The sequence below is a fragment of the Xanthomonas vasicola genome, assembly GCF_000772705.2.
Taxonomy (GTDB): domain Bacteria; phylum Pseudomonadota; class Gammaproteobacteria; order Xanthomonadales; family Xanthomonadaceae; genus Xanthomonas; species Xanthomonas vasicola.
Genome location: NZ_JSBW02000067.1, coordinates 1 through 24,377 on the forward strand (window position 1 = coordinate 1; position 24,377 = coordinate 24,377).

Sequence of the window (24,377 nt, forward strand, 5' to 3'; positions counted from 1 at the left end):
CGTGCGGATGAAGGTGAAATCGCTCGCCCAGGCCGTGTTCGGCTCAGCGACATCGAACTGCCGATCAAGCAGGTTGGCTGCGGCGACGTACTCAGTCCCGCAATGGAAGCGGGGTTTGCGCCCATAGTCCCCACATGCGCACGTAACCCTTCCGCACGCATCAACCGATGCACCCGATGGCGACTGCAGCGCTCCGCCAGATCGCGCAGATCCTTGGTGATCTTGCGATGCCCATAGACACTGCCGCTGGCCAGCCACTGGCGCTTGATTAACCCCAGCAGGCGTTCGTCTTCCTTGGCGCGCTCACTCTTGGGCGACTTTAGCCAAGCGTAGTCACCGGCCCGGTTCACCCGCAACACCCGGCACATCGCGCACAGCCTAAATTCCCCGCGATGGGTCTGCATGAAGGCGTACTTTGCCTTTACCCCTTGGCAAAGTACGCGGCGGCCTTTTTTAGGATGTCGCGCTCCTCGGTCACTCGGCGCAACTCGGCCTTCAGGCGCCGAACCTCGGCGCTCTGGTCCACCTCGGCGCGCTGCACGACGCCGCGCTTGCCGAACTTGCGCATCCAGGCGTACAGGCTGTGCGTGGTGACACCCAGGCGCTCGGCAACTTCTGCCACCTTGAACCTGTGATCGGTCACTTGCCGGACCGCTTCGATCTTGAACTCATCCGTATACCGCTTGCTGCTCATGGACACCTCCGAATTAGCCATTTTCCATGGCCTTGAGATGTCTAGAAAAGCCTGGGCGTATCAGATCGAATCCAGCCATCGGCGTGAGACAAGCACGCGAAGCAAAGAAACACCGGATGCCAACGCCGACCGCCTTCGAAAAGGTGCTGGCCTTCGCTAGAGAACGCGGCTCGCTTCCGCCGCATACAAAGGGAAGCTGCCCAAGCTATCTCGCGCCAGTCATGGTGCTGGCGTATAGCGCGCGCCTACGCGGCATCGAGGTGTGCACACTCAACGACACACATAAGCAGCCAACAGGCATCCATGCTCAACGGCGCAAGGGGTCACGCGACACGCTCACCGAGTGGGATCCAGAAATGATCGAAGCGTGGAATTTCCTCGTAGCACGACGCACCGCTATCTGGACTAAAAACGGTCGAAATTTTGCAGTGCCCATTAAGGCTGAGGATCGGCGCCTACTGGTTGAACAGTCAGGTAACCCGATGGCTAAGTCATCGCTGGATAGTGCCTGGCAGCGATTCATCACACTTGCAATGACAGACGGGATCATTTCGAAGCAGGAGCGCTTTTCGCTACACGGCCTCAAGCATCGCGGCATTACCGACACAGTGGGTAACCGGGGCGACAAACAAGACGCTGCAGGGCATGTGACAGCAGCAATGACAGGCCGCTATGACCATGCACTGCCGGTGGTAAAACCGCCAAAGCGCCGCTAATTTTCCCGGCAGCCTCGAATCAAGGCGCCTGGCGTGAGCTAAGCCTTTGATTTCATGGTGGGCCCACCAGGATTCGAACCTGGAACCAAAGGATTATGAGTCCTCTGCTCTAACCGTTGAGCTATAGGCCCGTGTGTCTGGCAGCGAGATGGCGAGCATGTCGGGCCGTGCAGCGGACGCGAAAGTTTACCTGTCTACGCGTCACCCTGTCTGCTGGGCGGCGTGTACCTACAACGATTCAAGCGTCTATAGCTGCAAGATCGTGTATCGGTAACCACAACGAAAAAGCCCAGCGGCGGCTGGGCTTTGAGAATCATATTTAAGAGTTACGTCCCGCCGCCGCTCTACAAACGCCTTTGACGGACCGATGCACCCGAGCAGATTACCGCATGGTGTGGAGCTTGGTGATGCCGAAGCTGGTTTAGTTAGCAGTCGATCGCAGCGCCATATGTGCGTCACCGTTAGCGCAAGCATGGCAATGAACACAATGTTGGCGGTCAATCGCAGCGTGACAATCAGCACGCTGTAGCAGCGGACGCGATGATCGCAACAAAGCGCGGGGTGGCCCTAGAAAGGCGGTACCTAGAAGCAACCAGCAGAACCTACCGATCCCGAATCACCAATCCCGCCCCCTACTCCCAATCCCAGCCCATTACGCATCGGCGGTCTCAAACTGCCCATCGATCAACTGCCGGCCCGCACGAAACCCGTGCGCGATCGCCTCCTGGTACGTCCCATAACCTGGCCCGTTACCGGCAATGCGCGGTTGGCGCTTGCCGCCGAGCGCGTACACATCCACCCACAGCGTCCACTTGGCATCCGGGGAAGCCTGCTCGACGCGTACGCGGACCTCGTGTTCGCGGTACGTGGTTGTTTCGAAGCGGCTTTGCCTACTCATAAGACGATCCCGTTTCCATTCGTCCGCCAACTTAGAAGTCACGGTCAGAACGCGACGTGAGGTTTGCAGAAACATCTGTTTAATGTTGCGTGGCCGTGTGGCTTCGTCGCCGCTGCGTGAACGCATCAGCGCGCCGTTCACAGCGCGCAGCGTCTTCCAAGCCTCATGCCGCCATAGGGCAAGCATAGCCAACTGCCCACGCCACAATGCAGCAGCCCCGCATGAGCGGGGCTGCTGTGTGATCACTGCACGGTTACGACTGAGGCATCAGTCGATATCCAGGAACGAGCGCAGCTGTTCCGAACGGCTCGGGTGACGCAGCTTGCGCAACGCCTTGGCCTCTATCTGACGGATCCGCTCGCGGGTGACGTCGAACTGCTTACCGACCTCTTCCAGCGTGTGATCGGTGTTCATGTCGATACCGAAGCGCATCCGCAGCACCTTCGCCTCGCGCGGGGTGAGGCCGGCCAACACGTCACGCACCGTCTCGGAGAGATTGATGTTGGTGGTGTTGTCGATCGGCGACTCCACATTGGTGTCCTCGATGAAGTCGCCCAGATGCGAATCCTCGTCGTCGCCGATCGGGGTTTCCATCGAGATCGGCTCCTTGGCGATTTTCATCACCTTGCGGATCTTGTCCTCGGGCATGTCCATTTCCTTGGCCAGTTCCTCCGGCGTCGCCTCGCGGCCGAACTGCTGAAGCATCTGGCGGGAAATGCGGTTCAACTTGTTGATCGTTTCGATCATGTGCACCGGAATACGGATGGTGCGCGCCTGATCGGCGATCGAACGGGTGATGGCCTGACGGATCCACCACGTTGCATATGTCGAGAACTTGTAACCGCGACGATATTCGAACTTGTCCACGGCCTTCATCAGGCCGATGTTGCCTTCCTGGATCAGATCGAGGAACTGCAGGCCGCGGTTGGTGTACTTCTTGGCAATCGAGATGACCAGACGCAGGTTGGCTTCGACCATTTCCTTCTTGGCCTTGCGCGCCTTGGCTTCGCCATAGGCCATCGCACGGCTGATCTCTTTGATCTCGCCCAGCGTCAGATAGCTGGACTTCTCCATTTCCATCGAGCCCTGCTGCTCGGAGATGATCTGATCCTTGACGTCGCGCAGCGCCGACGACCACTTCTGCTTGCGCTTGAGTGCGTCTTCCACCCATTCCAGGTTGGTCTGATTGCCTTCCCAGGAGCGGATGAAATCCTTGCGCGGCATACGGGCCACGGTGGTGGCCAGGTGCAGCACCTTGCGCTCGTGGTCCTTGATGCCGTTGACCACGCCACGCAGCTGGGTGACCAGCGCGTCGGTCAGCGGCAGCGGCAACTTGAGCGTGGTGAAAATGGCGGCCATGTCTTCGCGCGCCTTGACCACCAGCTTGTGCTCGGCGCCGTTCTTGGCATAGACCTTCTTGAACTTGGCGTATTCGTTGGCCAGGTTCTCCATGCGCGTGGCGACTTCCACCGGGTCCGGACCGGTCGGGCCGGCCTCTTCTTCGGCAGCGTCGTCATCGCCATCTTCGTCGTCGTCTTCATCCACCGCGTCCTCGTCGACAGCGACGGGGCCAGCGGCAGCCAGCGCGGCGGCAGCGGCGTCGGCTTCTTCGATCAGGTCGTTGAAGCCCACCACGATCTCGGCCAGACGCTTCTTGCCTTCCTTATGCGCTTCGTAATCGGCGAGCAGCATTTCGGTCGACAGCGGGAACACGCCCAGTGCTGCCTGGACCTGGCTCAGGCCTTCTTCGATGCGCTTGGCGATGGCGATTTCGCCTTCGCGGGTCAGCAGCTCGACCGTGCCCATTTCGCGCATATACATGCGCACCGGGTCGGTGGTACGGCCACCTTCGGTGTCGAGCGCAGTCAGCGCGGCGGCAGCTTCTTCGGCTGCGGTGTCGTCAACCTCGCGGTTGCCGGTGTTGCCATCGTTGAGCAACAGGGTTTCGGCATCGGGTGCAACTTCATGGACATCGATGCCCATGCCGTTGATCATGCTGATGATGTCTTCGATCTGCTCCGGGTCGACGAGGTCGTCGGGCAGATGGTCATTGACTTCGGCATAGGTCAGATAGCCCTGTTCCAGGCCCTTGCTGATCAGTAGCTTGATGTCGGATTGCTGGGCAGGACGTTCGTTGGCCATGAGTGCTCGCGCCACCGGCTTTGAGATTGGAAAGAGAACCTAGCATTATACCAGCGTGAAGCCCGGTCTGCCGGATTCAAGACGGGACCGCTGGTGGACGTGTTGTATCTAGGGTCTGAGAAGGAAAGTCACCGGGCCATCGTTGACCAGGTCGACAACCATATGGGCACCGAAGCGCCCCGTTTCCACCCCGCCGCGGTGTTTTTCGCGACAAATGCCCACTAATTGATTGAACGCCCGTTCAGCCTCTTCGGGCGGCGCCGCGGTGCTGAAGCCTGGGCGATTTCCGGAACTGGTGTCAGCGGCCAGGGTGAACTGGCTTACCAGCAGCAGGCCGCCGCCGGTATCGGTGAGTGAGTGATTCATCTTGCCGGCGTCGTCGCCGAAGACGCGGTAGCTGAGCAGGCGCTCGGCCAGGCGCCGGATCTGCGCATCGGTGTCGCCGGGCTCCACGCCGACCAGCGCCAGCAGCCCGGGGCCGATCTGCCCGACGATCTGGTCATCGACCGTGACGCTGGCGCGGATGACGCGCTGGATCAGTGCAAGCATGGGCATTCTCGGGCGGCAAACTGTGCCGCGCAGCATGCCCAGCGCTGCCGGCACTGTCACGCGCGGGCCTTCGCGGTCTGCGCTGTTTAGAATTGCGCCGATGACACCTGATGTTCGCGCTCGCCTGTTGTATGCCACCGCCGCCACCGTGGGACGTTTGCCGTGGCCGTTGCTCAAGCGCGTGGCCGACACGCTGGCCTGGAGCTGGGGCAAGCTCAACGCACGCGAGTCACGCGTGGCGCGCCGCAATCTGGAGCTGGCGTATCCGGAACTGAGCGCCGGGCAGCGCGCGCGCTTGCATGCGCAGGTCCTGCAATCGACCGCGCGGCAGACGCTGGAAGTGCTGCGCACCTGGACCCGCCCGCCGGCGGAGAATCTGGCCCGCCTGCAACGCAACGGCCAGGAACTCTACGACGCCGCGCTGGCCTCCGGGCGCGGGGTCATCGTGGCGGCGCCGCACTTCGGCAACTGGGAACTGCTCAACCAGTGGCTGTCCGAACGCGGGCCCATCGCCATTGTCTACCGGCCGCCGGAGTCCGAGGCGGTGGACGGTTTCCTGCAGTTGGCACGCGGCGGCGACAACGTGCGCCAGGTACGCGCCGAAGGGCCGGCGGTGCGGCAGTTGTTCAAGGTACTCAAGGACGGCGGCGCGGTCGGCATCCTGCCCGACCAGCAACCGAAGATGGGCGATGGCGTGTTCGCACCGTTCTTCGGCATTCCGGCCTTGACCATGACCTTGGTCAACCGGCTGGCCGAGCGGACCGGGGCGATCGTGCTGTACGGCTGGTGCGAGCGCGCCGGCGACGATCTGCAGTTCGCACTGCATGTGCAATCGGCCGACCCCGCGGTGGCCAATGCGGATCCGGCACGTGCGGCCAGCGCGCTCAACGCCGGCATCGAACAGATTGCCCGGCGCGACCCGGCGCAATATCAGTGGACCTACAAGCGCTACACCCTGCGCCCGCCGGGCAGCGGCGAGGCCAATCCGTATGCGACCGAGCGGCATCCGCATTAGCGACGGGCGGCATCTGCAGCGCGACCTGTCAAGCGAGCGCGGCGGCGGCTCGCAAGGCTGGTCCTTTGGTCCGCCAGGTGTTTCACGTTGCGGCTCGACCACTTGGTCGCTGCTGGCGTGGATGCCGGCAACGCAAGATGCAGCGCGCCCCAATCACGCCTGGTGCGTTTGCGTTCCACCCCTTCAGTACCTCCGTGCGACCGCGCAACCGCGCAACCGCACTGTTCGTCATGCCAGCGGACCATCCGGCCAGCGCAGTGCGACTGGCGCAGCGCAACCGAACCGTGTCGCGCGGTGCCCGCATCGCACTCAGTCGTCGTGCGGATCGGCAGGCGTGGCCAAAATGCGTTGATAAAACGCCAGATCCAGCCAGCGCCCGAACTTGAAACCGGCTTCGCGCACGGTGCCGGCATGGGTGAAGCCGAACTGTTCGTGCAAGGCGATGCTGACCTGATTGTTGGCATCGATGCCGCCCACCAGCACATGCACGCCGCGCGCTTGCGCCGCCGCGATCAAGGCTTGCAGCAGCAGGCGCCCCAGGCCTTTACCGCGATGGTCGCGGTGCACATAGATCGAGTGCTCGACGCTGTACTTGAACGCCGGCCAGGCGCGGAAGGTGCCGTAGCTGGCAAAGCCCATCAGGGTGCCGTCAACGTCCTCCACGCCAATCACCGGAAAGCCGCCCGCCTGCTTGGTGGCGAACCAGCCGACCATGCTCTCCGGTGGCCGTGGCCGGTAGTCGTACAGCGCAGTGGAATTGGCGATGGCTTCGTTGAAGATGTCCAGAATGGCGCTGGCGTGGCGCGCTTGGCTGCAATCGACAATGTGCATGGTGCCCGACGAACATGGAGGTCGCCCGATTAGAAAGCATTGCCAGGCGCTGAACAACGCGGGCCGCAGGCAACCAATCGGCACATGGCGCGCCACTCAATCGGCAGCGGCTGGATGCAGCGTTCTACCCGGTCGTGGCGACTGCCTGTTGCCAGGCGCGCGACAATGGACAGACGCGATCATGCAGTGACCGCGGCGGCGCCCGCCTTGAAGCGGCCGTGGCAATCCCCATCTGGAGTCGTGCATGAGCAGCCCCGTCCCCTCCCCCAGCGCACAGGCCTTCGGCGATCCGGCGGCGATCCGCTGTGAGCGCGCCGCTTCCGAGCTGCGTGCCGGGCGCCCGGTGCTGCTGACGGCGGCGCACGGTCAGGCGCGTGCGGTGCTGGCATTGGACAGCAGCACCGCGCAGTCGTACGCCGCCTTCGCCCGCGCCGCGCAGGGGCGCCACTATCTGTTCGTGACGCCCACCCGCGCCCAGGTGCTGGGCCTGAGCGCGCCGCAGGGTGCGCGCGTGGGCTTGGTCGATCACAGCTACGACCAGCTCGCCGCGCTGGCCTACCTGCGCGACACCCCGGTGCCCACGCAATGGACGGCCGGCGATGCGCTGGATGCCGGCGGCGCGGAGATCGCGCGGCTAGGCTTGCTGCTGCCGGCACTGCTGGCGGTAGAACTGCGCGATGTGCACGACCATGCTGCGTTCGCGGGCTGCCAGTCGCTGGCGCTGGACGATTTGAGCCGCGGCTGCGCCACCTCCGCAGCGGCCGGTTACGAGTTGGTGACCCGCACCCCGGTGCCGCTACGCGGCCTGGGCATGAGCGAATTTGTGGTGTTCCGCGGCGGAGTGGCGCAGCGCGACCAGGTAGCCATCGTGGTCGGCCAGCCAGACCTCACGAGTGCCGTGCCGGTGCGTGTGCATTCGTCGTGCCTCACCGGCGACCTGTTCGGCTCGCTCAAATGCGATTGCGGCGACCAGCTGCGACACGGCCTGGCCAAGCTGAAAGAACTCGGTGGCGGCGTGCTGCTGTACCTGGATCAGGAAGGCCGCGGCACCGGCATCGCCGCGAAGATGCGTGCCTACGGCTACCAGCATGCCGGCCTGGACACGATCGATGCCGACGCGCAGCTGGGCTTCGGCCCAGACGAGCGCCGCTACGGCAGTGCGGTGGCGATGCTGCGCGGGCTGGGCATTGGCCGGATCCGGCTGTTGACCAATAACCCGGCCAAGGCCGAGCGCCTGCGCGCAGCCGGCATTGCGGTCGAAGATCGCATCGCGATCACCGGCGACATTACCGCCGAAAACGAGCAGTACCTACGCACCAAGGCTGCACGCGCAGGCCATGCGCTGGATGTGGATGCGTTGATCCTGGCTGCGCAATAGCGCGCCCGGCGCCGGATGCGCCTGCACTCGGCGGCCGGCTATGCTTGCGAACCGCTTCTGCAGGCTCGCCTCGTGCACGACGCTCCACCGCCGCACCCCGACGTCATCGTCGCGCCTGCTTCGCCAGAAGCGCCAGCCGTGAACCACAGCCAGTGGCAGTCGCTGCCGCGCCGCGGTGCGTATGTGGCGGCGGTCAACGGTGCGCTCGGCGGCGGATGTGCGGGCCTGATCGCAGGCGGCGTGACGGTTGTCTGGCTGCACGCTTGGCATCAGTGGCCGGCGGTGCTGGGCGTAACCGTGGCCATCGCCCTGCTGGGTGCCTGGTTTGCTGTCAAACGGCATCGGCTAACGCATTGGAAACTCGATCAGTATGGCTTGGCGCTACAGCGCGGCCATCTGTGGCAAAGCGATACGCGCGTTCCGATCTCGCGCGTGCAGCACGTGGATCTGCGTCGCGGGCCGATCGAACGCGCGACCCGCCTGACCACGCTGGTGGTGCATACCGCCGGCAGCCGGCTCAATGCCGTGGCGCTGTCGGGGCTGGATCAGGACGATGCCGAACGCCTGCGTGATCGCCTGGCGCGACAGCTCGATCACGACGACGACGCGCTATGAGCGCCATCGAACATCCCGGCAACGACGAGCAGCGCCTGCATCCGTTGTCGTGGGTGTTCGTGTTGCTTCAGCAGATCCGTCAGTTCCTGATTCCGCTCGCCGCACTGGTGCTGTTTGGCAGCCGCGACGGCAGTAGCGATTTTGCCGACCAGATCGCCACTGGCGTGGTGATCGCGGTGCTGGTGGCGATTTCGGTGCTGCGTTACTTCACCTACCGCTACCGGATCGGCAGCGATGGCGTGGCGATTCGAAGTGGTCTGCTGGAACGCAGCCGGCGTGATATTCCGTTTGCGCGCATCCATAACGTGGTGGTGCATCAATCGCTGCTGCACCGCCTGGCCGGCGTGGCCGAGGTCCGCCTGGAATCGGCTGGCGGGCACAAGCCGGAAGCGGAAATGCGCGTGCTGCGGCTGGATCAGGCTCTGGCGCTGGAAGATCTGATCCGTCGCCGCGTGACGGACGCAGATGTCCAGGCAGCGCACATCGACGAAGACAGCGGCAGTCTGCTGCGCCTGTCGATGAACGAAGTGATCCGGCTGGGGCTGATCTCCAATCGCGGCATGGTGGTGGCGGCGGCCAGCTTCGGCGTGATTTACCTGATGATTCCGCGCCGCACGGTGTCCAACTTCGTCGAGCACAACGGCGAGCTGGCGTACCGCTACGTCAGCCAGACGCATCCCGGCGTCGCGGTCACGGCAACGCTGGTGCTGATCGCCACGCTTGCCGTGCTTGCGGCGATGCGCGCGCTGTCGGTGGCCCTGGCGGTGACGCAGTACCACGGCTTTCATCTAAGCGAATCCGAGCGCCGCCTCACCGTGGAGCGCGGGCTGCTGACGCGGATCCGCAGCAGCGTGGCCTTGCGGCGGATCCAGTCGTGGACGCTGTACGAAGGCCTGCTGCATCGTTTGTTCGGACGCCGCCAGTTGCGGGTGGACACCGCCGTGGCCGGCAGAGGCGATAACGAAGGCAGCGCACTGAAGGAACTCGCACCCATTGCCGACCCGCAGCACTGCGATGCCTTGCTGCAGCGCCTGCTGCCCGGTATCGCATGGCCGCCGGCGCAGTGGCAGTCGATCGCCACGCATTGCTGGTGGCGATTGAGTCTGCCCACGGCGCTCGTGCTGCTGCCGCTGGTGGGAGGCCTGGCATGGCAGTTCGGCAGCCAGGCCTTATGGTTGCTGGCATGGCTGCCGTGGAGCGCCTTCAAAGCGCAGCGCCAGGTGCAACGCATGGCGTATGCGATGGATGCGCGTTACGTTGCGGTGCGCGGTGGCTGGTGGAAGCGCTGGTGGCGACTGGCCGAGCTGGACAAGCTGCAGGCGCTGCAACTGCAACGCTCGCCGCTGGACCGGCTGTCCGGCACTGCCACGCTGTGGCTGGATACAGCCGGCGCGAGTGCAACCGGTCCGGCGCTGCGGCTGCGGTTTGTGCCGTTTGCCCAAGCGCAGGCGTTGCAGGCGCAACTCGGTGCCGCGTTGGCGCGGCGCAAGTTGCGCTGGTGATCAGCAACAGCGATCAGTCATGGCGCTGATCAGCACCGGCCATCAGCAGTTGTGCTGATTGACATTGGCACTCGGGTCGGTGACCTGATCAATGACGGCGATCAGCTGCGGCAATGCGTTGCCGGCAACCATCGCCGCGCTGGTTACGGCTGATGAAGCTTGGAGCGGCTCTCAACACGTAGCCAGCGATCGTCAGGCGGATGCGACGGCGCGGAGCAACCGCAGTGTACGCGTGGTATGTGCCGCACTGAGGACGGGCCGCACTCGCCTGGCGGCCGCGCAGTCGGTTGGGTAGCTGCGCTCAGCGTTGCGCCGGCCCCCAGTAGCCCAACTCACGACGGATCTGCAGCCCGCGCCACACCGCGCCCAGCGGTTTGCGCCGCAGTTCGCCGAGCTTGCCGACAATGAAATCCTCGGTGGCGGCAATCACCCGCTCGGAGGAATGCCCGTCGCGATACGGGTGGATCGCATCGGCGTAGCTGGCAAGTGCACTGCGCAATGCCGCATCCGGGGCCAGCGCGCGCGTCAGCTGTTGCGGCAACTGCTGGGCCTGTTGGAAGTCGAGCATGTGCGGCTGCGGCACGCGATTGCGAAAGGTCACCACCGGTTTGTGCTGCACCACGAACTCGGACACGATCGATGAGGTATCCGAGACCAACACGTCGGCCGCGCGCTGCGCCGCCATGACGTCTTCGGGCTCGATGAAGCGTGCGTTGGCTCCCGCCAGCGCGCGATAGCGATCGAACAACTCCGGCGCGCACTTCGGGTGCAAGGTCAGCAGCCAGTAATGCGCGCCGCGCGCGATATCGGCGGCAATCTCCTCATAGAGCGCAGGCGCCGCGCTCAGCCGCTCGGTAAAGGTGGAACCGAACAGGATCACCGGGCGGCCAGCGGCTCGAGCGCGCAAGCCGGCGCTGCGGCCACCATCGTCGCGAAACACCGGATCGAGCTTGGGCCAGCCGGTTTCCACCACCGCAAAATGCCCTTCGCGCTGCGCCAGTGCGCGGAACGGCGCGGTGGTGGCCGGACCTTGCGTGCAATACAGATCGAACAAACCGCGCACGCGGAAATGACCGCGATTGTCCTCGCGCTTTTGCACATTGAAGCCGTGGAACAGCTGCACTTTGGCGCCCGACACGAACGGCGGCACCCAGTTGGCCGCGCTGAATACCGCGCGCGGACGCAAGGCCAGCGCCTCGCGCAGGCCGACCTCGCGCACGCCCGGCAGCGCCAGCCCGCGCGCGCCACCTTCGAACCAAGCCGACACCGCGTGCCCGGAGGCCTGTAATGCCTGCGCCAATGGCGCCAGAATAGGCAACGCGTAACGCTCCGTTGCGAACAGCAGGTAATCGGCCATCACATGTCCTCTTCGACCGCACCCGACGAACGGCCTCGCATTTCGGCCTGCATTATCGCGTTCAACGAGGCCGATCGCCTACGCGACTGTTTGACCTCGCTGGCGTTCTGCGACGAGATCGTGGTGGTGGACTCCGGCTCCACCGATGCCACCGCTGCCATCGCCAGCGCACACGGCGCGCGCGTGCTGCAACGCGCTTTCGATGGCTACCGCAGCCAGAAAGCGTTCTGCGTGGCACAGGCCAGCCACGACTGGGTGTTGTGTCTGGACGCCGACGAACGCGTCAGCGATGACTTGCGCGCCTCGATCATCGCTACACGCGATGCTGGGTTCGTCACGGCGGCCGGCTACCGCTTCGCACGCTTGTCCGACTACTTCGGCCGCTTCCTGCGCCACGGCAACGCGTATCCGGACCGAGTGCTGCGCTTGTTCGATCGTCGCCGTGGTGGCTGGCGCGGCAAGCGCGAGATCCACGAAGCGGCCAGCGTGGATGGCGCGGTGGCGACGCTGGCGGGCGATCTGATCCATTACCCGTACCGATCGCTGATGCAGCAACTCGCCAAAACCCAGCGCTACGCGCAGATGATGGCCGAACACGAACACGCACGCGGCAAACGCGCCACCTGGAGCAAGCTGGTGCTGGCACCGGCCTGGCGCTTCTGGCGCGGCTATCTGTTGCGCGGCGGTTTTCGCGATGGCTGGCACGGGCTGATCTACGCCTACGTGCGCGCCAACTACGTGCGTCAGAAGACCATCATGCTGTGGTTGCTGCAGCACAACCAGCCGGTGCAGGATCCACCGCGCCCGCCGGATCATCGCAGCGAGTAAGTTCGGATAAAAACGTCGAAAGCAGCCGTAAAGCAACTACACATGGCGCGAACGCTGCTAGAAGCCGACATGTCCAAGTGACACGCGCCGATTCCAGCAACGGCTGCACATTCTGCTTCTGCGCAGGTATTTGATCGGCCACTCAATGCGCACGCTGCGGGCAAGTGCGCCACATGCAGCCGGTGGATCACCCGTCGCTACCGGGTGCTCGTCACACCTGACTCGGCCTGCTGCGCCTGACGCGCTGCCAGCCCCACCAACACGCCGACCATGGCCGTGTAAAAGCTCGCCGCCACTTGGTGCGCAAACATCGATTGAGTCAGCCCGCACAACGCATAACTGATCACGAGCATGACCCCGGCCGCAGCCGGGCCACGGAACTGCTTCTGCCCACTGCGCCGATGCAGCCGCACGAAGATCCACAGCGGCACACCATAGACGGCAAGCAGCAGCAACAGGCCGGGCACGCCCTGGGTAGCTGCCCATTCGGCCAAATCGTTGTGCGCATGTCCCAACTGGCAACGAAACAACGCCGGGTTGGCGGCACAGGCCGGCAGGTCGTGCATCGCATCGTCGAAACGACCAACGCCCACACCCGTCAACGGATGCGCCTTTACGGTATCCCAAGCCACATGCAGGCGTTCGATGCGGGCACCGGCCGACGAATCGGTGTCGCCCACTTCGTAACGTTGCAGGTCGCTCTGCAATTCGCCCAGGCGCATCTGGTCGGTCAGGGCCGGCACGCTGAGCGCAACGCCCACCGCCAGCACCGCGCCGCCGATGAAGGTCAGCAAGCGCGCACGCGCGCTATGCCAGGGTGCACCCCAGATCAGCACGCCCAGCGTCGCCAGCAGTGACAACAACACCCCACGGCTGCCGCTGAGCACGACCACCACCACGGTGGCCACCGCCGCGCTCACCAGCCAACGCACATTGCCGTCCGGGCGGCAGAACACCGCCACCACGAGCAACATCAGCGCGATGTCGGCAAACACAATGGCGTTGGTGAAGCCTTCGGCGCGGTCGGCACCGTTCATCACCTGCAGCAGCGCAATCAACATCGCCGCGAACACACCAGCCAGGGCACCGCGCCATAGCCAGACTTGGCGCGGCTGCAATGCATACGCCCACAGCGCCGCCCATGGCAGCACCAGGAAGCGTGATCGGTTGCCCACATCGCGCAGCCCGTGTTCGAACAAGGCGATCGACAGCAGCGACATTGCAATCACCGCCACCGTCAGCCAGCCCGCCACGCGCAACGACCACTCGCGCGCAGCAATGCCCTGACGCAGGCTGCGCCAGCCCACCAGCGAACCAAGCAACAGGCACAGGCCAAACGGCAGCAGCCCGCTCGGCATGCTGACAACCAGCGCGGTCAATGCGAACACGCCCAGCTCGGCAATACGCACGCCTGCCCGCGATGTGATCGGGGCAGACGGCGAAAGAGATGCGGGCTGGGTGTGCGAAGAATTCATCTAAAGATCGGTGGGAAAAGGGAGGCAACGCAGGGCCGGGCATGCGAACACTCCCAGCTCGGCAATACGCACGCCTGCCCGCGATGTGATCGGGGCAGACGGCGAAAGAGATGCGGGCTAGGTGTGCGAAGTATTCATCTAAAGATCGGTGGGAAAAGGGAGGCAACGCAGGGCCGGGCATCGGCAACGCCGGCCAAGCTAACGATGCGGCGCATGAATCCCTGCTAGACAGCCACTGACCGCTGCATGGTCACCGCGCCGCTGGCGCCTGGCACGTGCGCGTGCCTGTGGGGTCCGCTGGCTCATTCGGTGTCCAGGTTGCCCTGCTCTTTCGCTTCCACCGCACGCTCGCTGGAGCTGGCCACGCAGTCGCCGCGCACCGCATCGGCCGGCACCAGCCACCAGCGCCGGCGGTTAGCCACGCCCACCAACTGGCTGCGGCTGCGATCCACGCAGGCCAGCAATGCGGTCTCTTGCGCCATCAGCCAGCGCTGGCCGGGTTGTTCTGCCTGCCAGGCCACGCCGCGCTGCAATTGGGTTTCCCATGGCACCTTGAAGCCGAAGGTCTGCGCCGGGCGATCGGCCATCAGCAGGTTCTGCTCCTTCCACGCCACCAGCCCGAGTTGCGCATCCGGGCCGATGCGGCGCCCGGCCTCGCGCATCACCGCTCCGGCCGAACTGGAATCGTTGAAGATGGGGTAGCAGACCAGGCCGAACGCCACCCACCACGCGCCCAGCAGCGAGACCACCGCAAACGCGGAGCGACGCACGCGCATCAGCAGCAGGCTGGCGATGCCCCAGGTGCCTACCGCGAGCAGCAGCCAGCCGAGAGGGTCGGTGGCTTCGCTGCCGACCCCGCGGCTGTCCATGATCTTCTGCTCAAAACCCGGGTGCCCGATCAGCATCGCCGCGCCACCCGCACTGAACACCAGCGCCAGCAGCAACCCGAACCCGAACAGCAGCCGCTGCACACCAGCCCGGCGCAGCAGGCCTGGCACCAACGGCGCCAGCGCCAGGCAGAACATCGGCAGCGCCGGCAGGATGTACACATCGCGCTTGCCGCTGGGAATGGTGAAGAACACCAGCACCAGCAGCCACCAGGCCAGCGGCAGCAAATAGCGCGGATCGCGCCGCTTGAGCCGGCGCCTCCACGCTGGAATCGCCCACGGCAGCAGCAGGATGGTCGGCAACCACATCGTGGCCATGCTTTGCAGGTGGTACCAGACCGGCTGCGCATGATCCCAGGAGCTGGCGTAGCGCTTGGCGGTCTGGCGCAGCAGGATGTCGTTGAGATACACGCGGTATTCGGGCTGGCCGGCGGTGAGCGCGGTCACCATCATCGGCACGAACCACAGCAGGATCGCCACGAAGAAGAACAGCGGCCCCAACCAAAAGCGCCGGTCGCGCACATGCACGCGCACGCCCGGCCAGCCACGCGCTGCGGCAATCCCGGCCGGGATCAGCATCAGCAGCGCGATGATGCCCACGCCCTTGGTGATCACGCCCAAGCCGGCGGCGAACCAGCCCAGCGTCCACCAGCGCCAGGCCGGACCCATCAGCAGATGGCGCAGCAAGCCGTAATTGGCCAGGGTGATCCAGAACACCACCAGCGGATCGATCTGCGCTTTCTTGGCCTGAAAGGTGAAGTGCAGCGTAAACAGCAGCATCCAGGCCGCATAAACCCCGACGCGGCGTGTCCACAGCCGCCGGCCCAGATCGTAGACGCAGGCCAGCGTGCCCAACGCGGCGAGCAACGAGGGCAGCAAAAACGCCACCCGCCAGTTGCCCAGCAGCGTGTAGAACAACGCCTGCAGCCACATCAGCATCGGCGGCTTGTCCGAATACAGCTCGTTGCCGCGATGCGGGAACAACCAGTCGCCGCTCACCACCATCTGCTTGGCGACCAGCGCAAAGCGCGGCTCGTCCGCCGGCCACGGGTCACGCAAGCCCAAGCCCGCGCCGATCACCAGCACGGCGGTGATGGCCAGCAACCAGACATCGGTGGAAGCGCGGTTCTTGAGCATGTTGGGCCGCAGTCGGACGCAGAGGGTGGAGCGCTGAGCTCAGCGCGCGATCAGGGGGCTTTTAGCAAAAGCGCGTAGAAGAATCCGTCGCAGTGCTGCTCGCCTGGAAACCGCTGACGTCCGGGGCCGGCCGCATGCCCGAACTGCGCACCCAAGGGCTGCGCCTGTGCGTCGGCGGTGCGTTGCAGGAATGCCTCGACCTGGGTCTGGTTCTCGCGCGCCAACAGCGAGCAGGTGGTGTACAGCAACTGCCCACCTTGGCGCAGCGTGCGCCAAGTCGCATCCAGCAGCCGCGCCTGCAGCGCACACAACGCATCGATATCGTCGGCACGCCGGTGCAACAGCACATCCGGTTGACGGCGCACCACGCCGGTGGCCGAACACGGCGCGTCCAGCAGCACCGCATCGAACGGCTGGCCATCCCACCACGCATCCGTGTCTGCAGCATCGGCCGCATGCAAGGCGACCCGGGCGTTTGGCACGGTACGCTGCAAGGTCTGCTGCACGCGCTCCAGGCGGCGCGCGTCCACATCCAGCGCAGTAAGCTGCAACCCGGGATAACGCTCCAGCAGATGCGCCGCCTTGCCGCCTGGTGCGGCGCAAGCATCGAGCACGCGTGCCGACGGCGCCAACGTCAGCGCATCGGCCACCTGCTGCGCAGAGCCGTCTTGCACCGAAACATCGCCTTCGGCAAAGCCTGGCAACTGGCTCACCGGCACTGCGCTGTGCAAGCGCACCGCATCCGGCAACACCGCATCGGTGTGTGCACGAATGCCCAATTCGACAAGTCGTGCGACATAGGCAGCCGGGTCGATGCGCGAACGCTGCACGCGCAGCCACATCGGTGCCATCTGCGCACTCGCGGTAAAAATCCCTTCGGCACGATCGCTCCAGTCGGCGCGCAACTGCTTGCGCAGCCACGACGGCCAGCCGGCATCATCCGATACCGCCGGAAATCCTTCGCGCTGGGCGCGCCGCAAAATCGCATTGACCATGCCGGCCTGACGCGGCCGCCCCAGCGCGCGGCATGCATCCACGGTGGCCGACAACGCGGCGTGCGCGGGCAGTTGCAGCACATCGAGCTGGGCGAAGCCGACCATCAGCAGCGCCTTGAGTTCGGCATCGCGGGGCGGCAACGGGCGCTCCAGCCATTGCCGCAGCGCGACGTCATACGCCGGGCGGCAGCGGATGACCGCAAAGCAGATCGCCTCCACCAGTGCGCGGTCGCGCGGATCACCGATCCCGGGCAGCGTCGCGGCCAGCTCGGTTTTCAGCGAGCGGCCCTGATCGAACACCGCTGTCAGCACGCGTGCGGCTGCCAGGCGCGAGGCAACGCCAGCGGTTGCGGTGTCGGCCGACATCAGCGCAGCGCCGGCAGGTCGCGCCGCGCGTTGAGGTAATCGGCGGCGGTGATCGCCTTGCCACCTTCGCGCTGGAGCACGCGCACCCGCAGTGCACCTTCGCCGCAGGCGATATCGATGCCCTGCTTGCTGGCCGCCAGCAGGGTGCCGGGCGGCTGCTGATGCGCCAGCTCCAACGCCACTGCGCCATGCAGGCGCACGCGTTCACCAGCCAGGATCGCCTCGGCCACCGGCCACGGGTTGAATGCGCGCACGCGCCGCGCCAGTTCCTGCGCCGGCTGCGCCCAATCCAACCGCGCCTGCGCCTTGTCCAGTTTGTGCGCGTAGGTCACGCCTTCGGCCGGCTGCGATTGCGCCACCGGGCGGATGCCGGCGCGCAACAGGCCCAGGCCGTCGGACAACACCTGCGCACCCAGCGCGGCCAGACGGTCGTGCAGCTGACCGCCGGTTTCCTGCTCGCCGATCTCGATGCGCTGCGACAGCAGCACCGGGCCGGTATCCAAACCGGCTTCCATCTGCATCAGGCAGACACCGGTTTCGGTATCGCCAGCCTCGATCGCGCGCTGGATCGGCGCCGCGCCGCGCCAGCGCGGCAGCAGCGAGGCATGCACGTTCCAGCAGCCGTGGGTCGGCGCAGCCAGCACCGCCTTGGGCAGGATCAATCCGTAGGCCACCACCACCATCAAGTCTGCATTGAGCGAACGCAGCGTGGCCAGCGCTTCGGGCGAACGCAGCGTCTGCGGCTGGAACACCGGAATGCCGCGCGCAATTGCCTCGATCTTGACCGGCGAAGGCGTCAACCCGCGGCCGCGCCCGGCGGGCCGATCCGGCTGGGTATACACCGCCACCACCTCATGCCGCTGCGCGGCAGCGCGCAACGAAGAGACAGCGAAATCCGGCGTACCGGCAAAGATGATTCTCATAGGGCTGGAATTCGGCATTCGGGAGTGGGGAGTCGCAACGGCAGGTGTGCTGCCCGGGGGCGAGAATGGCGTGGAGCTAAGAGGTAGGAGCAGATTTGTGGGGGGATTTGGAAACTTGGCGCCAGAACCGGCGTTGCCCGTCGCCATCGAGCGCAAGGCGGGAATCGCGGCCGGCAATTCGATGCCTGCGACGGCAATGCCTTATCCAATCCCGAATCCCGAGCTTCAAGACCATCCGTCTGCAGACTGGCCGGTATCGCGATGCGCGGGCAAAGCCCATGAGCCAGATCGCAGCAGACTTCGCATTCGAGGGTTCGACACCAGCAGATTCAAAACACTGCAAAAACCCGCTTTTGCCAATCCCGACTCCCCAATCCCGCCCTCAAGCCACATGCTTACGCTGTTTGGCCAGCTTCTTGCGCACCATTTCGCGCTTGAGCGGCGAGAGATAATCCACGAACAGCTTGCCATCCAGGTGATCCATCTCGTGCTGGATGCAGACGGCCAGCAGGCCATCGGTGTGCAGTTCCTGTGGCTGACCCTGGCGGTCGAGATAGCGCACCGTGATCGCATCGGCGCGGCTGACATCGGCATAGATGCCGGGCACGGACAGGCAGCCTTCCTGATACAGCTGCTCGCCCTGCTTGCTCACGATTTCCGGGTTGACGAACACCTGCGGCAGATTCTTCTCGTCGCTGACGTCGATCACCATGAAACGCTTGTGCACGTCCACCTGACTGGCAGCCAGGCCGATGCCAGGCGCCTCGTACATGGTCTGGAACATGTCATCCAGCAGCGTCTGGAACGCCGGGCTGGTGAGCTCGGCAGCATCAACCGGCACGGCCTTGGTACGCAGCCGCGGGTCGGGAAACTCGAGAATTGGTAGCAAAGCCATGGGGTTACCCGTCTGGGAACACCGGCGCGGCGCCGGCAAGACGGTGTCATTCTAGCGCAATGCTTGCGTGGCGCCCCTGTTTCTGGACTATAGTGCGCAGACCTGTTGGGGAATCAGGCAAGAAGGTACTCATGTTAATCCGACTTCGTACGGTCGTCGCTGCGGCGATGTTGACCGTCGCGACCTACGCTGCCGCGCAAGCGGTGGGCGAGCATCCAGACACCTATGTGGTCCGCAAGGGCGATACCTTGTGGGACATCGCTGGGCGTTTCCTGCAAAAACCATGGCTGTGGCCGGAAATCTGGCAAGCCAATCCGCAAATCCAGAATCCGCACCTGATCTATCCGGGTGACGTGATCAGCCTGGCCTATCTGGACCGCGTCGGCAAAGGCACGATCCAGCCCGGCCCACGCCAGGAAGCGCCGATCAATGCCATTCCATTGGCCGACGTCGAGCCGTTCCTGAAGAACCTGCGGGTGGTCGACCACTTCGACGAACTGCCTTACGTGGTGGGTCTGGAAGGCGGGCGTTCACGCGCCACCACCGGCCAGGTCGCCTATGTGGTCGGTCTGGAAAACGCACAGCCGGGCCAGCGCTTTGCTGTCGTGCGTCCGACCGTGAAGTTCAGCCTGCCCAAGCACAACGAAGACTTGGACGCGGCCGGTAACATCACCGCCGGCTCGGGCAACATCTGGAAGAGCTTCATCGCGCCGAGCACGCGCCGTGAGTTCCTCGGCTATGAGATGGCGCAGGTCAACATTGGCACCATCACCCGCAGCGCAGCGGGCGGCAACTCCAAGGCAGCGACGCTGCTGTTGCAGGACAGCGGCCGCGAAGTGCGGGCCGGCGATCGTATCGTCGCGGTCGAAGCGCAGCCGTACGACCTGCAGTTCATCCCGCATCCGCCGTCGGAACAGGCGCTGCAGACCGAACTACGCGTGCTGGCCATCTCCGATGCCTCCACTGTCAGCGGCACCCGCGATGTGATCGCCATCTCCGGCGGCGCCCGCGAAGGTATCAACAACGGCACGGTGTTCTCGATCTGGCGCAAGGGTCGCACCGTCAGCGATCGCGTCAAGCATTCGCGCTTCTCGCGGACAGACGACGACTTCAGCGGCCCTTCCGGTTCCACCGTCGGCCTGCCCGACGAGTACGCCTCGCATGCGATGGTGTTCCGCACCTTTGACAAGGTCAGCTATGCGTTGGTGATGGAAAGCGTCAAGCCGACAGGCCTGGGCTATTTCGTCAAGCATCCTGACGCGCAGTAGGCGAAAGTTCCGATGCATCAACGCGACGGCGCCCGAGGGCGCCGTCGTCGTTTACTGCCTAGCCTGGATGCATGGCCCTGACTGCTTCCGACGTGCGCGCATTCCTGATCCTGCTGCTGGCAGGTGGCCGCAGCCCACCGCGCCGAAAATTGCTGGCCTCGTACGGATCGGCGTCCGAGATGCTGGCAGCCGGGCCTGCTGCGTGGCGCTCCGCCGGCTGCGACGAGCTGCAATCTGCGCTACTGCGCACGCCTGACCCGCGTGCGCTGGACACAGCGCTGCGCTGGTGCGAGCAACCGGGGCACCACCTGATCGGCTGGCACGACCCGGATTACCCTGCCTTGCTGCGCCATATCGCCAACCCGCCAATGGCCTTGTTCGTGGACGGCGACCCCAATGCGCTCTGGCACCCGGGCGTAGCGGTGGTCGGCAGCCGCTCGGCCACCGCTGGCGGGCGCGACCATACCCGTGCATTCGCCTCCAGCCTGGCAAGCGCAGGGCTGAGCATCATCAGTGGCATGGCCGCAGGTGTGGATGCGAGCGCGCACGAAGCCGCCCTGGCCCAGCACGAGGGCATCACCGTGGCGGTGGTCGGCACCGGCACCGATGTGGCCTATCCCGAACGGCACCAGGGTTTGCGCGATCGCATTACCGAACGCGGCGCGGTGGTCAGTGAGTACCTTCCGGGCACCGCCCCGGTCGCAGCGCATTTTCCGGCCCGCAACCGCATCATCGCCGGGCTGGCATTGGGGACGCTGGTGGTCGAAGCGGCCATGCGCTCGGGCGCACTAATTACCGCCCGGCTGGCGGCCGAGGCCGGGCGCGAGGTGTTCGCCTTGCCCGGCTCCTTGCACAATCCGCTCGCACGTGGCTGCCATCACCTGATTCGGCAGGGCGCCACCTTGGCGCAAGAGCCGGCTCAGGTCATCCAGGGACTGGGCCAGCTGTCGGGCGAATTGGCCAGCGCCTTGCGCGAGCGCCTGGCCGCCCCCACTGAGTTGCCCAGGAAGACAAAGACCGGCGCTGGCGCCGGTCTTGCCCGCTCCGATCCCGACTACCAGCGCTTGTGGCAAGCGCTGGGCCACGACCCAACCTCTATGGATTCATTGGTGCAGCGCACCGGATTGACGGCCGCCGCGCTGTCCTCCATGCTGCTCATCATGGAACTGGAGGGAGACGTGGTCACCGAGCACGGTCGCTATACCCGCAATCCTTAGTTTCTTCACCTCCACAGCGTCGCGCGACGCAGGCCGAGGGCAATGAAAGAGAGCATTCTCGATGTACTGCTGTACCTGTTTGAACATTATTTCAGCGAAGACGCGGACCTGGTCCGTGACCGTGACTCGCTTCAGAACGGCCTGATCCAGGCCGGTTTCAGTCCCGCAGAAATCAGCAAAGCCTTCGATTGGCTGGACGCGCTCTCCGAGCAGCGGCCCAGCGTTGCGCGCCCGCATGTCGATGGACCGGTGCGTATCTATCACGGGCCGGAGCTGGACAAGCTTGATCTGGACTGCCGTGGGTTTCTGATGTTCCTTGAGCAACACCGCATTCTGGACGCCGATCAGCGCGAGTTGGTGCTCGACCGCGCCATGGCGCTGGACCAGGACGAACTGGATCTGGACGACCTCAAGTGGGTGGTGCTGATGGTGTTGTTCAACCAGCCCGGCGCCGAAGCTGCCTATGCCTGGATGGAAACCCAGATGTTCCTGGACGAACCTGAACCCGTACACTGAGCGTTGAAGTAGCCACGGATGTGCGTGCAAGGGGACGGGGATGCGCAGTTGGTATTACGCCGATGGTCACCGCCATCGGCACGGTCCGGTGGCCGACGACACCTTGGTGGGCCTCTATCGCGATCGCGTGATCACCCTGGATACGTTGGTCTGGCGCGAAGGGCTGGACCACTGGTTGCCACTGTCTGCCTGTGCCGACACGCTTGGCCCACCCGTTCCCACTGACGTGTGTGCGGCCGCGGTTCCGCCGTCGTTGCCGCCTGCTGCGGTACAGCCTCCGCGTACGCATTCTTCCGCAATTCCAGCACAGCCGCGCAGCAACTGCCCTGGCTGGCCGCTGGTTGCGGTGCTCGGCGCAGTGGTCGGGTTTTTTGTGCTGGTGGGCGTCATCGGCATCCTCGCCGCGATCGCGTTTCCGGCGTACAACGATTATCTGGGCCGGGCCAAGGTTACCCAAGCGGTCGGCGAGTTGGCAGCATTAAAGCCGCAGATCGCCGAATTTCTCGCGCGAGAAGGCCGCTGCCCGGTCAATGGCGACGCTGGCTTCAAGCCGCCCGAGCAGTACGCGAGCGAGCGCTTGAGCAGCGTGCGCATCGGCCGCTTCGAGGGCAGCGAATGCGGTATCGAGGCCGTCATCCATGCGCCCAAGTCGGCCAAAATCGACGGCAGGGCGCTGTGGCTGGAGCTGGACGCAGATGCCGGCAGCTGGCATTGCAGTTCCGAAATCGACGACAGCCAACTTCCACCGAACTGCCGCGGCTGACCGCCTGCTGCATGCCGATCGCTACACGTTTAGGGGACAACATGACGCAATGGTATTACGCCGACGCACAGCGGCAGCGCCAGGGGCCGGTGGACACGGACACGCTTCGCGCACGCCTGACGCAGGGCATCATCGACCGTTCCAGCCTGGTCTGGCGGGAAGGTCTGGCGCAATGGGTTGCGCTGCACGAAGTGGGGGCCGAACTGGGCCTGGACAGTGCTGCGTCTGCGGCTCCGGGGTCCGCCAGGTCAACGCCTGCGGATGCGCTGATCGATGCGCCGCTGCCGGCTGCGTACCCCGGCGGCAGCGCCTCAGCCACGGCGCCGCGAGCTGCGACCTCACCGTTACATGACCATGTGCCTGAGACATCGCCGTGGCAGCCGGCAGCAGCTGGCGGTGGCATCGTCACTGCCAGTGCCAGCGATGCCGCCGCGACTGACCGCGCCAACCACCACCCAGCCGTCGACTCCCCGCTACACCCGCCACACAAACAGGCTCCAACATCGGATGCGTCGGCGTGGTCCACCGCACCAGCAGACACGGCGACCACGCCGCTGACGTCAGGTCCAAGCCTGGCCAAGACCGCGGACGCGACATCGCCACCGGGTTACACCCCGGCAGCTGCGACCACGCCACTTCCAAGCGCCTGGGACGCTCCGGCCTTCGCCGCGCCCGCGGCAAGCGTCGCGCTGCAGGACGCGCCGGTGGTCTACGCCGGCCTGTGGCGGCGCGTGGCCGCCAGCATTCTGGATAGCCTGATCACCACCTTTGCGGTGTACCTGATCGTGATCCCGCTGGTGTTCGTGGTAGCGCTGATAACCACGCGTGGCGATTCGGGTTCGGCGCTGGACGATGGAAGTGCACTCGGCATCGCCATCGTGGTGATGTCCTACGGCATCGGCCTGGCGATCCCGACGCTGTATTTCGCCTGGATGCAATCCAGCCGGCATCAGGCCAGCCTGGGCAAGCTCGCCTGCGGCATCAAGCTGGTGCGCGCCGACAGCAACGGCGGCCGGGTCGGGTTCTGGCGCAATGTATTGCGCTATCTGGCCTATATGCTGATCAGCGTGCTCACCCTGGGCATCGGCGCGATCGTGGCGGCCTTCATGGCCGGCATGACCGAGCGCAAGCAGGCGCCGCACGACAAGGTCTGCGACACCCTGGTCGTGGACCGTTGGGCCTTCACCGAGTATCCGGAACGGCAATCCAGGGGTCTGGATACCGTCTCCATCGTGGTTCTGGCCATTTATGCGGTGATCCTGGTGCTGTCGGTAGTGGTCGTGGCCTTCATGCTGGCGGCGATCAGAATGAGCCAGAGCTAGCAGCTCACGGCGCTGGCCGCTTGACACGGCGGCGTCCGCCATGATCTTTCTAATAAGCGAACTGAACGCCCGGGAGCACTTCCCGGGC

At 65.0% G+C, this 24,377-nt stretch carries 21 protein-coding genes, 1 tRNA gene, 1 other RNA gene and 1 pseudogene; 11 read left to right on the forward strand and 13 right to left on the reverse strand.

Features of this window, described 5'->3' with window-relative positions; translation table 11 throughout:
* A pseudogene (locus NX05_RS23065) lies at positions 1-694 on the reverse strand (IS3 family transposase); the annotation flags it as partial.
* Positions 695-810: 116 nt separating this feature from the next.
* On the opposite strand from NX05_RS23065, the gene NX05_RS17575 reads away from it, so the two are divergent.
* Positions 811-1,410: a site-specific integrase gene (locus tag NX05_RS17575; RefSeq protein ID WP_227480058.1), complete on the forward strand. Its 600-nt coding sequence runs from the start codon at positions 811-813 to the stop codon at positions 1,408-1,410.
* Between the two features lie 55 nt (positions 1,411-1,465).
* Here NX05_RS17575 and NX05_RS17580 read toward each other — a convergent pair.
* The 4 genes from NX05_RS17580 to dtd all read right to left on the reverse strand — a co-directional run bounded on the left by NX05_RS17580 (position 1,466) and on the right by dtd (position 4,999).
* Positions 1,466-1,541 (reverse strand) — tRNA-Ile (locus tag NX05_RS17580).
* A gap of 521 nt (positions 1,542-2,062) precedes the next feature.
* Entirely contained in the window at positions 2,063-2,383 is a 321-nt protein-coding gene (locus NX05_RS17585) for a hypothetical protein (protein WP_039432092.1), read from the reverse strand.
* A 192-nt stretch (positions 2,384-2,575) separates the two neighbouring features.
* Positions 2,576-4,450: an RNA polymerase sigma factor RpoD gene (gene rpoD, locus NX05_RS17590; protein ID WP_010376818.1), complete on the reverse strand. Its 1,875-nt coding sequence runs from the start codon at positions 4,448-4,450 to the stop codon at positions 2,576-2,578.
* 108 nt (positions 4,451-4,558) lie between these two features.
* On the reverse strand, positions 4,559-4,999 hold the full coding sequence (gene dtd / locus NX05_RS17595; protein WP_017115097.1) for a D-aminoacyl-tRNA deacylase: 441 nt from the start codon (positions 4,997-4,999) through the stop codon (positions 4,559-4,561).
* Between dtd and NX05_RS17600 the strand changes: the two genes are divergently transcribed.
* Positions 4,998-6,014, forward strand: coding sequence for a lauroyl acyltransferase (locus NX05_RS17600; RefSeq protein WP_172645728.1), 1,017 nt, complete (start codon positions 4,998-5,000; stop codon positions 6,012-6,014). The genes dtd and NX05_RS17600 overlap by 2 nt on opposite strands.
* 309 nt (positions 6,015-6,323) lie before the next feature.
* Here NX05_RS17600 and NX05_RS17605 read toward each other — a convergent pair whose 3' ends face one another.
* Positions 6,324-6,845 carry a GNAT family N-acetyltransferase gene (locus tag NX05_RS17605; RefSeq protein ID WP_039431916.1) on the reverse strand — a complete coding sequence of 174 codons (522 nt, stop codon included), beginning with the start codon at positions 6,843-6,845 and terminating at the stop codon, positions 6,324-6,326.
* A gap of 244 nt (positions 6,846-7,089) precedes the next feature.
* On the opposite strand from NX05_RS17605, the gene ribA reads away from it, so the two are divergent.
* From ribA to NX05_RS17620, 3 genes are all read left to right on the forward strand, one after another.
* A complete protein-coding gene (gene ribA / locus NX05_RS17610) occupies positions 7,090-8,223 on the forward strand; it encodes a GTP cyclohydrolase II RibA (RefSeq protein ID WP_039431917.1) in 1,134 nt (377 codons plus the stop codon).
* Between the two features lie 138 nt (positions 8,224-8,361).
* On the forward strand, positions 8,362-8,838 hold the full coding sequence (locus NX05_RS17615; RefSeq protein ID WP_026112606.1) for a PH domain-containing protein: 477 nt from the start codon (positions 8,362-8,364) through the stop codon (positions 8,836-8,838).
* Positions 8,835-10,340 carry a PH domain-containing protein gene (locus NX05_RS17620; protein WP_039431919.1) on the forward strand — a complete coding sequence of 502 codons (1,506 nt, stop codon included), beginning with the start codon at positions 8,835-8,837 and terminating at the stop codon, positions 10,338-10,340. Before NX05_RS17615 ends, NX05_RS17620 begins: the two co-directional genes overlap by 4 nt.
* Positions 10,341-10,506: 166 nt before the next feature.
* Here NX05_RS17620 and NX05_RS23070 read toward each other — a convergent pair.
* Both NX05_RS23070 and NX05_RS17625 read right to left on the reverse strand, forming a co-directional pair.
* Positions 10,507-10,581, reverse strand: a non-coding RNA gene (locus NX05_RS23070) — sX9 sRNA.
* 60 nt (positions 10,582-10,641) lie between these two features.
* Positions 10,642-11,700 carry a CDP-glycerol glycerophosphotransferase family protein gene (locus NX05_RS17625; protein WP_017117662.1) on the reverse strand — a complete coding sequence of 353 codons (1,059 nt, stop codon included), beginning with the start codon at positions 11,698-11,700 and terminating at the stop codon, positions 10,642-10,644.
* On the opposite strand from NX05_RS17625, the gene NX05_RS17630 reads away from it, so the two are divergent.
* Positions 11,701-12,525, forward strand: coding sequence for a glycosyltransferase family 2 protein (locus NX05_RS17630; RefSeq protein ID WP_039431924.1), 825 nt, complete (start codon positions 11,701-11,703; stop codon positions 12,523-12,525). It abuts the gene before it with no gap.
* A 197-nt stretch (positions 12,526-12,722) separates the two neighbouring features.
* On the opposite strand, the gene NX05_RS17635 is transcribed toward NX05_RS17630, so the two are convergent.
* From NX05_RS17635 to def, 5 genes are all read right to left on the reverse strand, one after another.
* Positions 12,723-14,000: an O-antigen ligase family protein gene (locus tag NX05_RS17635; RefSeq protein WP_010376841.1), complete on the reverse strand. Its 1,278-nt coding sequence runs from the start codon at positions 13,998-14,000 to the stop codon at positions 12,723-12,725.
* A gap of 302 nt (positions 14,001-14,302) precedes the next feature.
* Positions 14,303-16,024, reverse strand: coding sequence for an ArnT family glycosyltransferase (locus tag NX05_RS17640; RefSeq protein ID WP_039431926.1), 1,722 nt, complete (start codon positions 16,022-16,024; stop codon positions 14,303-14,305).
* Positions 16,025-16,074: 50 nt separating this feature from the next.
* Positions 16,075-17,385 (reverse strand): 16S rRNA (cytosine(967)-C(5))-methyltransferase RsmB, encoded by a 1,311-nt coding sequence (gene rsmB / locus NX05_RS17645; RefSeq protein WP_039431928.1) that lies wholly within the window; start codon positions 17,383-17,385, stop codon positions 16,075-16,077.
* The gene (gene fmt, locus NX05_RS17650) at positions 17,385-18,308 is read right to left on the reverse strand and encodes a methionyl-tRNA formyltransferase (protein ID WP_039431930.1); all 924 of its coding nucleotides are present in this window, start codon (positions 18,306-18,308) and stop codon (positions 17,385-17,387) included. The genes rsmB and fmt overlap by 1 nt, the downstream gene beginning before the upstream one ends.
* A 382-nt stretch (positions 18,309-18,690) precedes the next feature.
* Entirely contained in the window at positions 18,691-19,203 is a 513-nt protein-coding gene (gene def, locus NX05_RS17655; RefSeq protein ID WP_010370045.1) for a peptide deformylase, read from the reverse strand.
* Positions 19,204-19,334: 131 nt separating this feature from the next.
* On the opposite strand from def, the gene NX05_RS17660 reads away from it, so the two are divergent.
* The 5 genes from NX05_RS17660 (at position 19,335) to NX05_RS17680 (ending at position 24,289) form a co-directional block, all read left to right on the forward strand.
* A complete protein-coding gene (locus NX05_RS17660; protein ID WP_039431934.1) occupies positions 19,335-20,471 on the forward strand; it encodes a LysM peptidoglycan-binding domain-containing protein in 1,137 nt (378 codons plus the stop codon).
* Positions 20,472-20,542: 71 nt separating this feature from the next.
* Positions 20,543-21,688, forward strand: a complete 1,146-nt coding sequence (dprA, locus tag NX05_RS17665) for a DNA-processing protein DprA (protein WP_039431935.1) — start codon at positions 20,543-20,545, stop codon at positions 21,686-21,688.
* 42 nt (positions 21,689-21,730) lie between these two features.
* Positions 21,731-22,204: a DUF494 family protein gene (locus tag NX05_RS17670; protein WP_010370057.1), complete on the forward strand. Its 474-nt coding sequence runs from the start codon at positions 21,731-21,733 to the stop codon at positions 22,202-22,204.
* A 40-nt stretch (positions 22,205-22,244) separates the two neighbouring features.
* Entirely contained in the window at positions 22,245-22,967 is a 723-nt protein-coding gene (locus NX05_RS17675) for a pilin (RefSeq protein ID WP_039431937.1), read from the forward strand.
* A 41-nt stretch (positions 22,968-23,008) separates the two neighbouring features.
* Positions 23,009-24,289, forward strand: coding sequence for an RDD family protein (locus NX05_RS17680; RefSeq protein ID WP_039431938.1), 1,281 nt, complete (start codon positions 23,009-23,011; stop codon positions 24,287-24,289).
* The last annotated feature ends 88 nt before the right edge of the window (positions 24,290-24,377 follow it).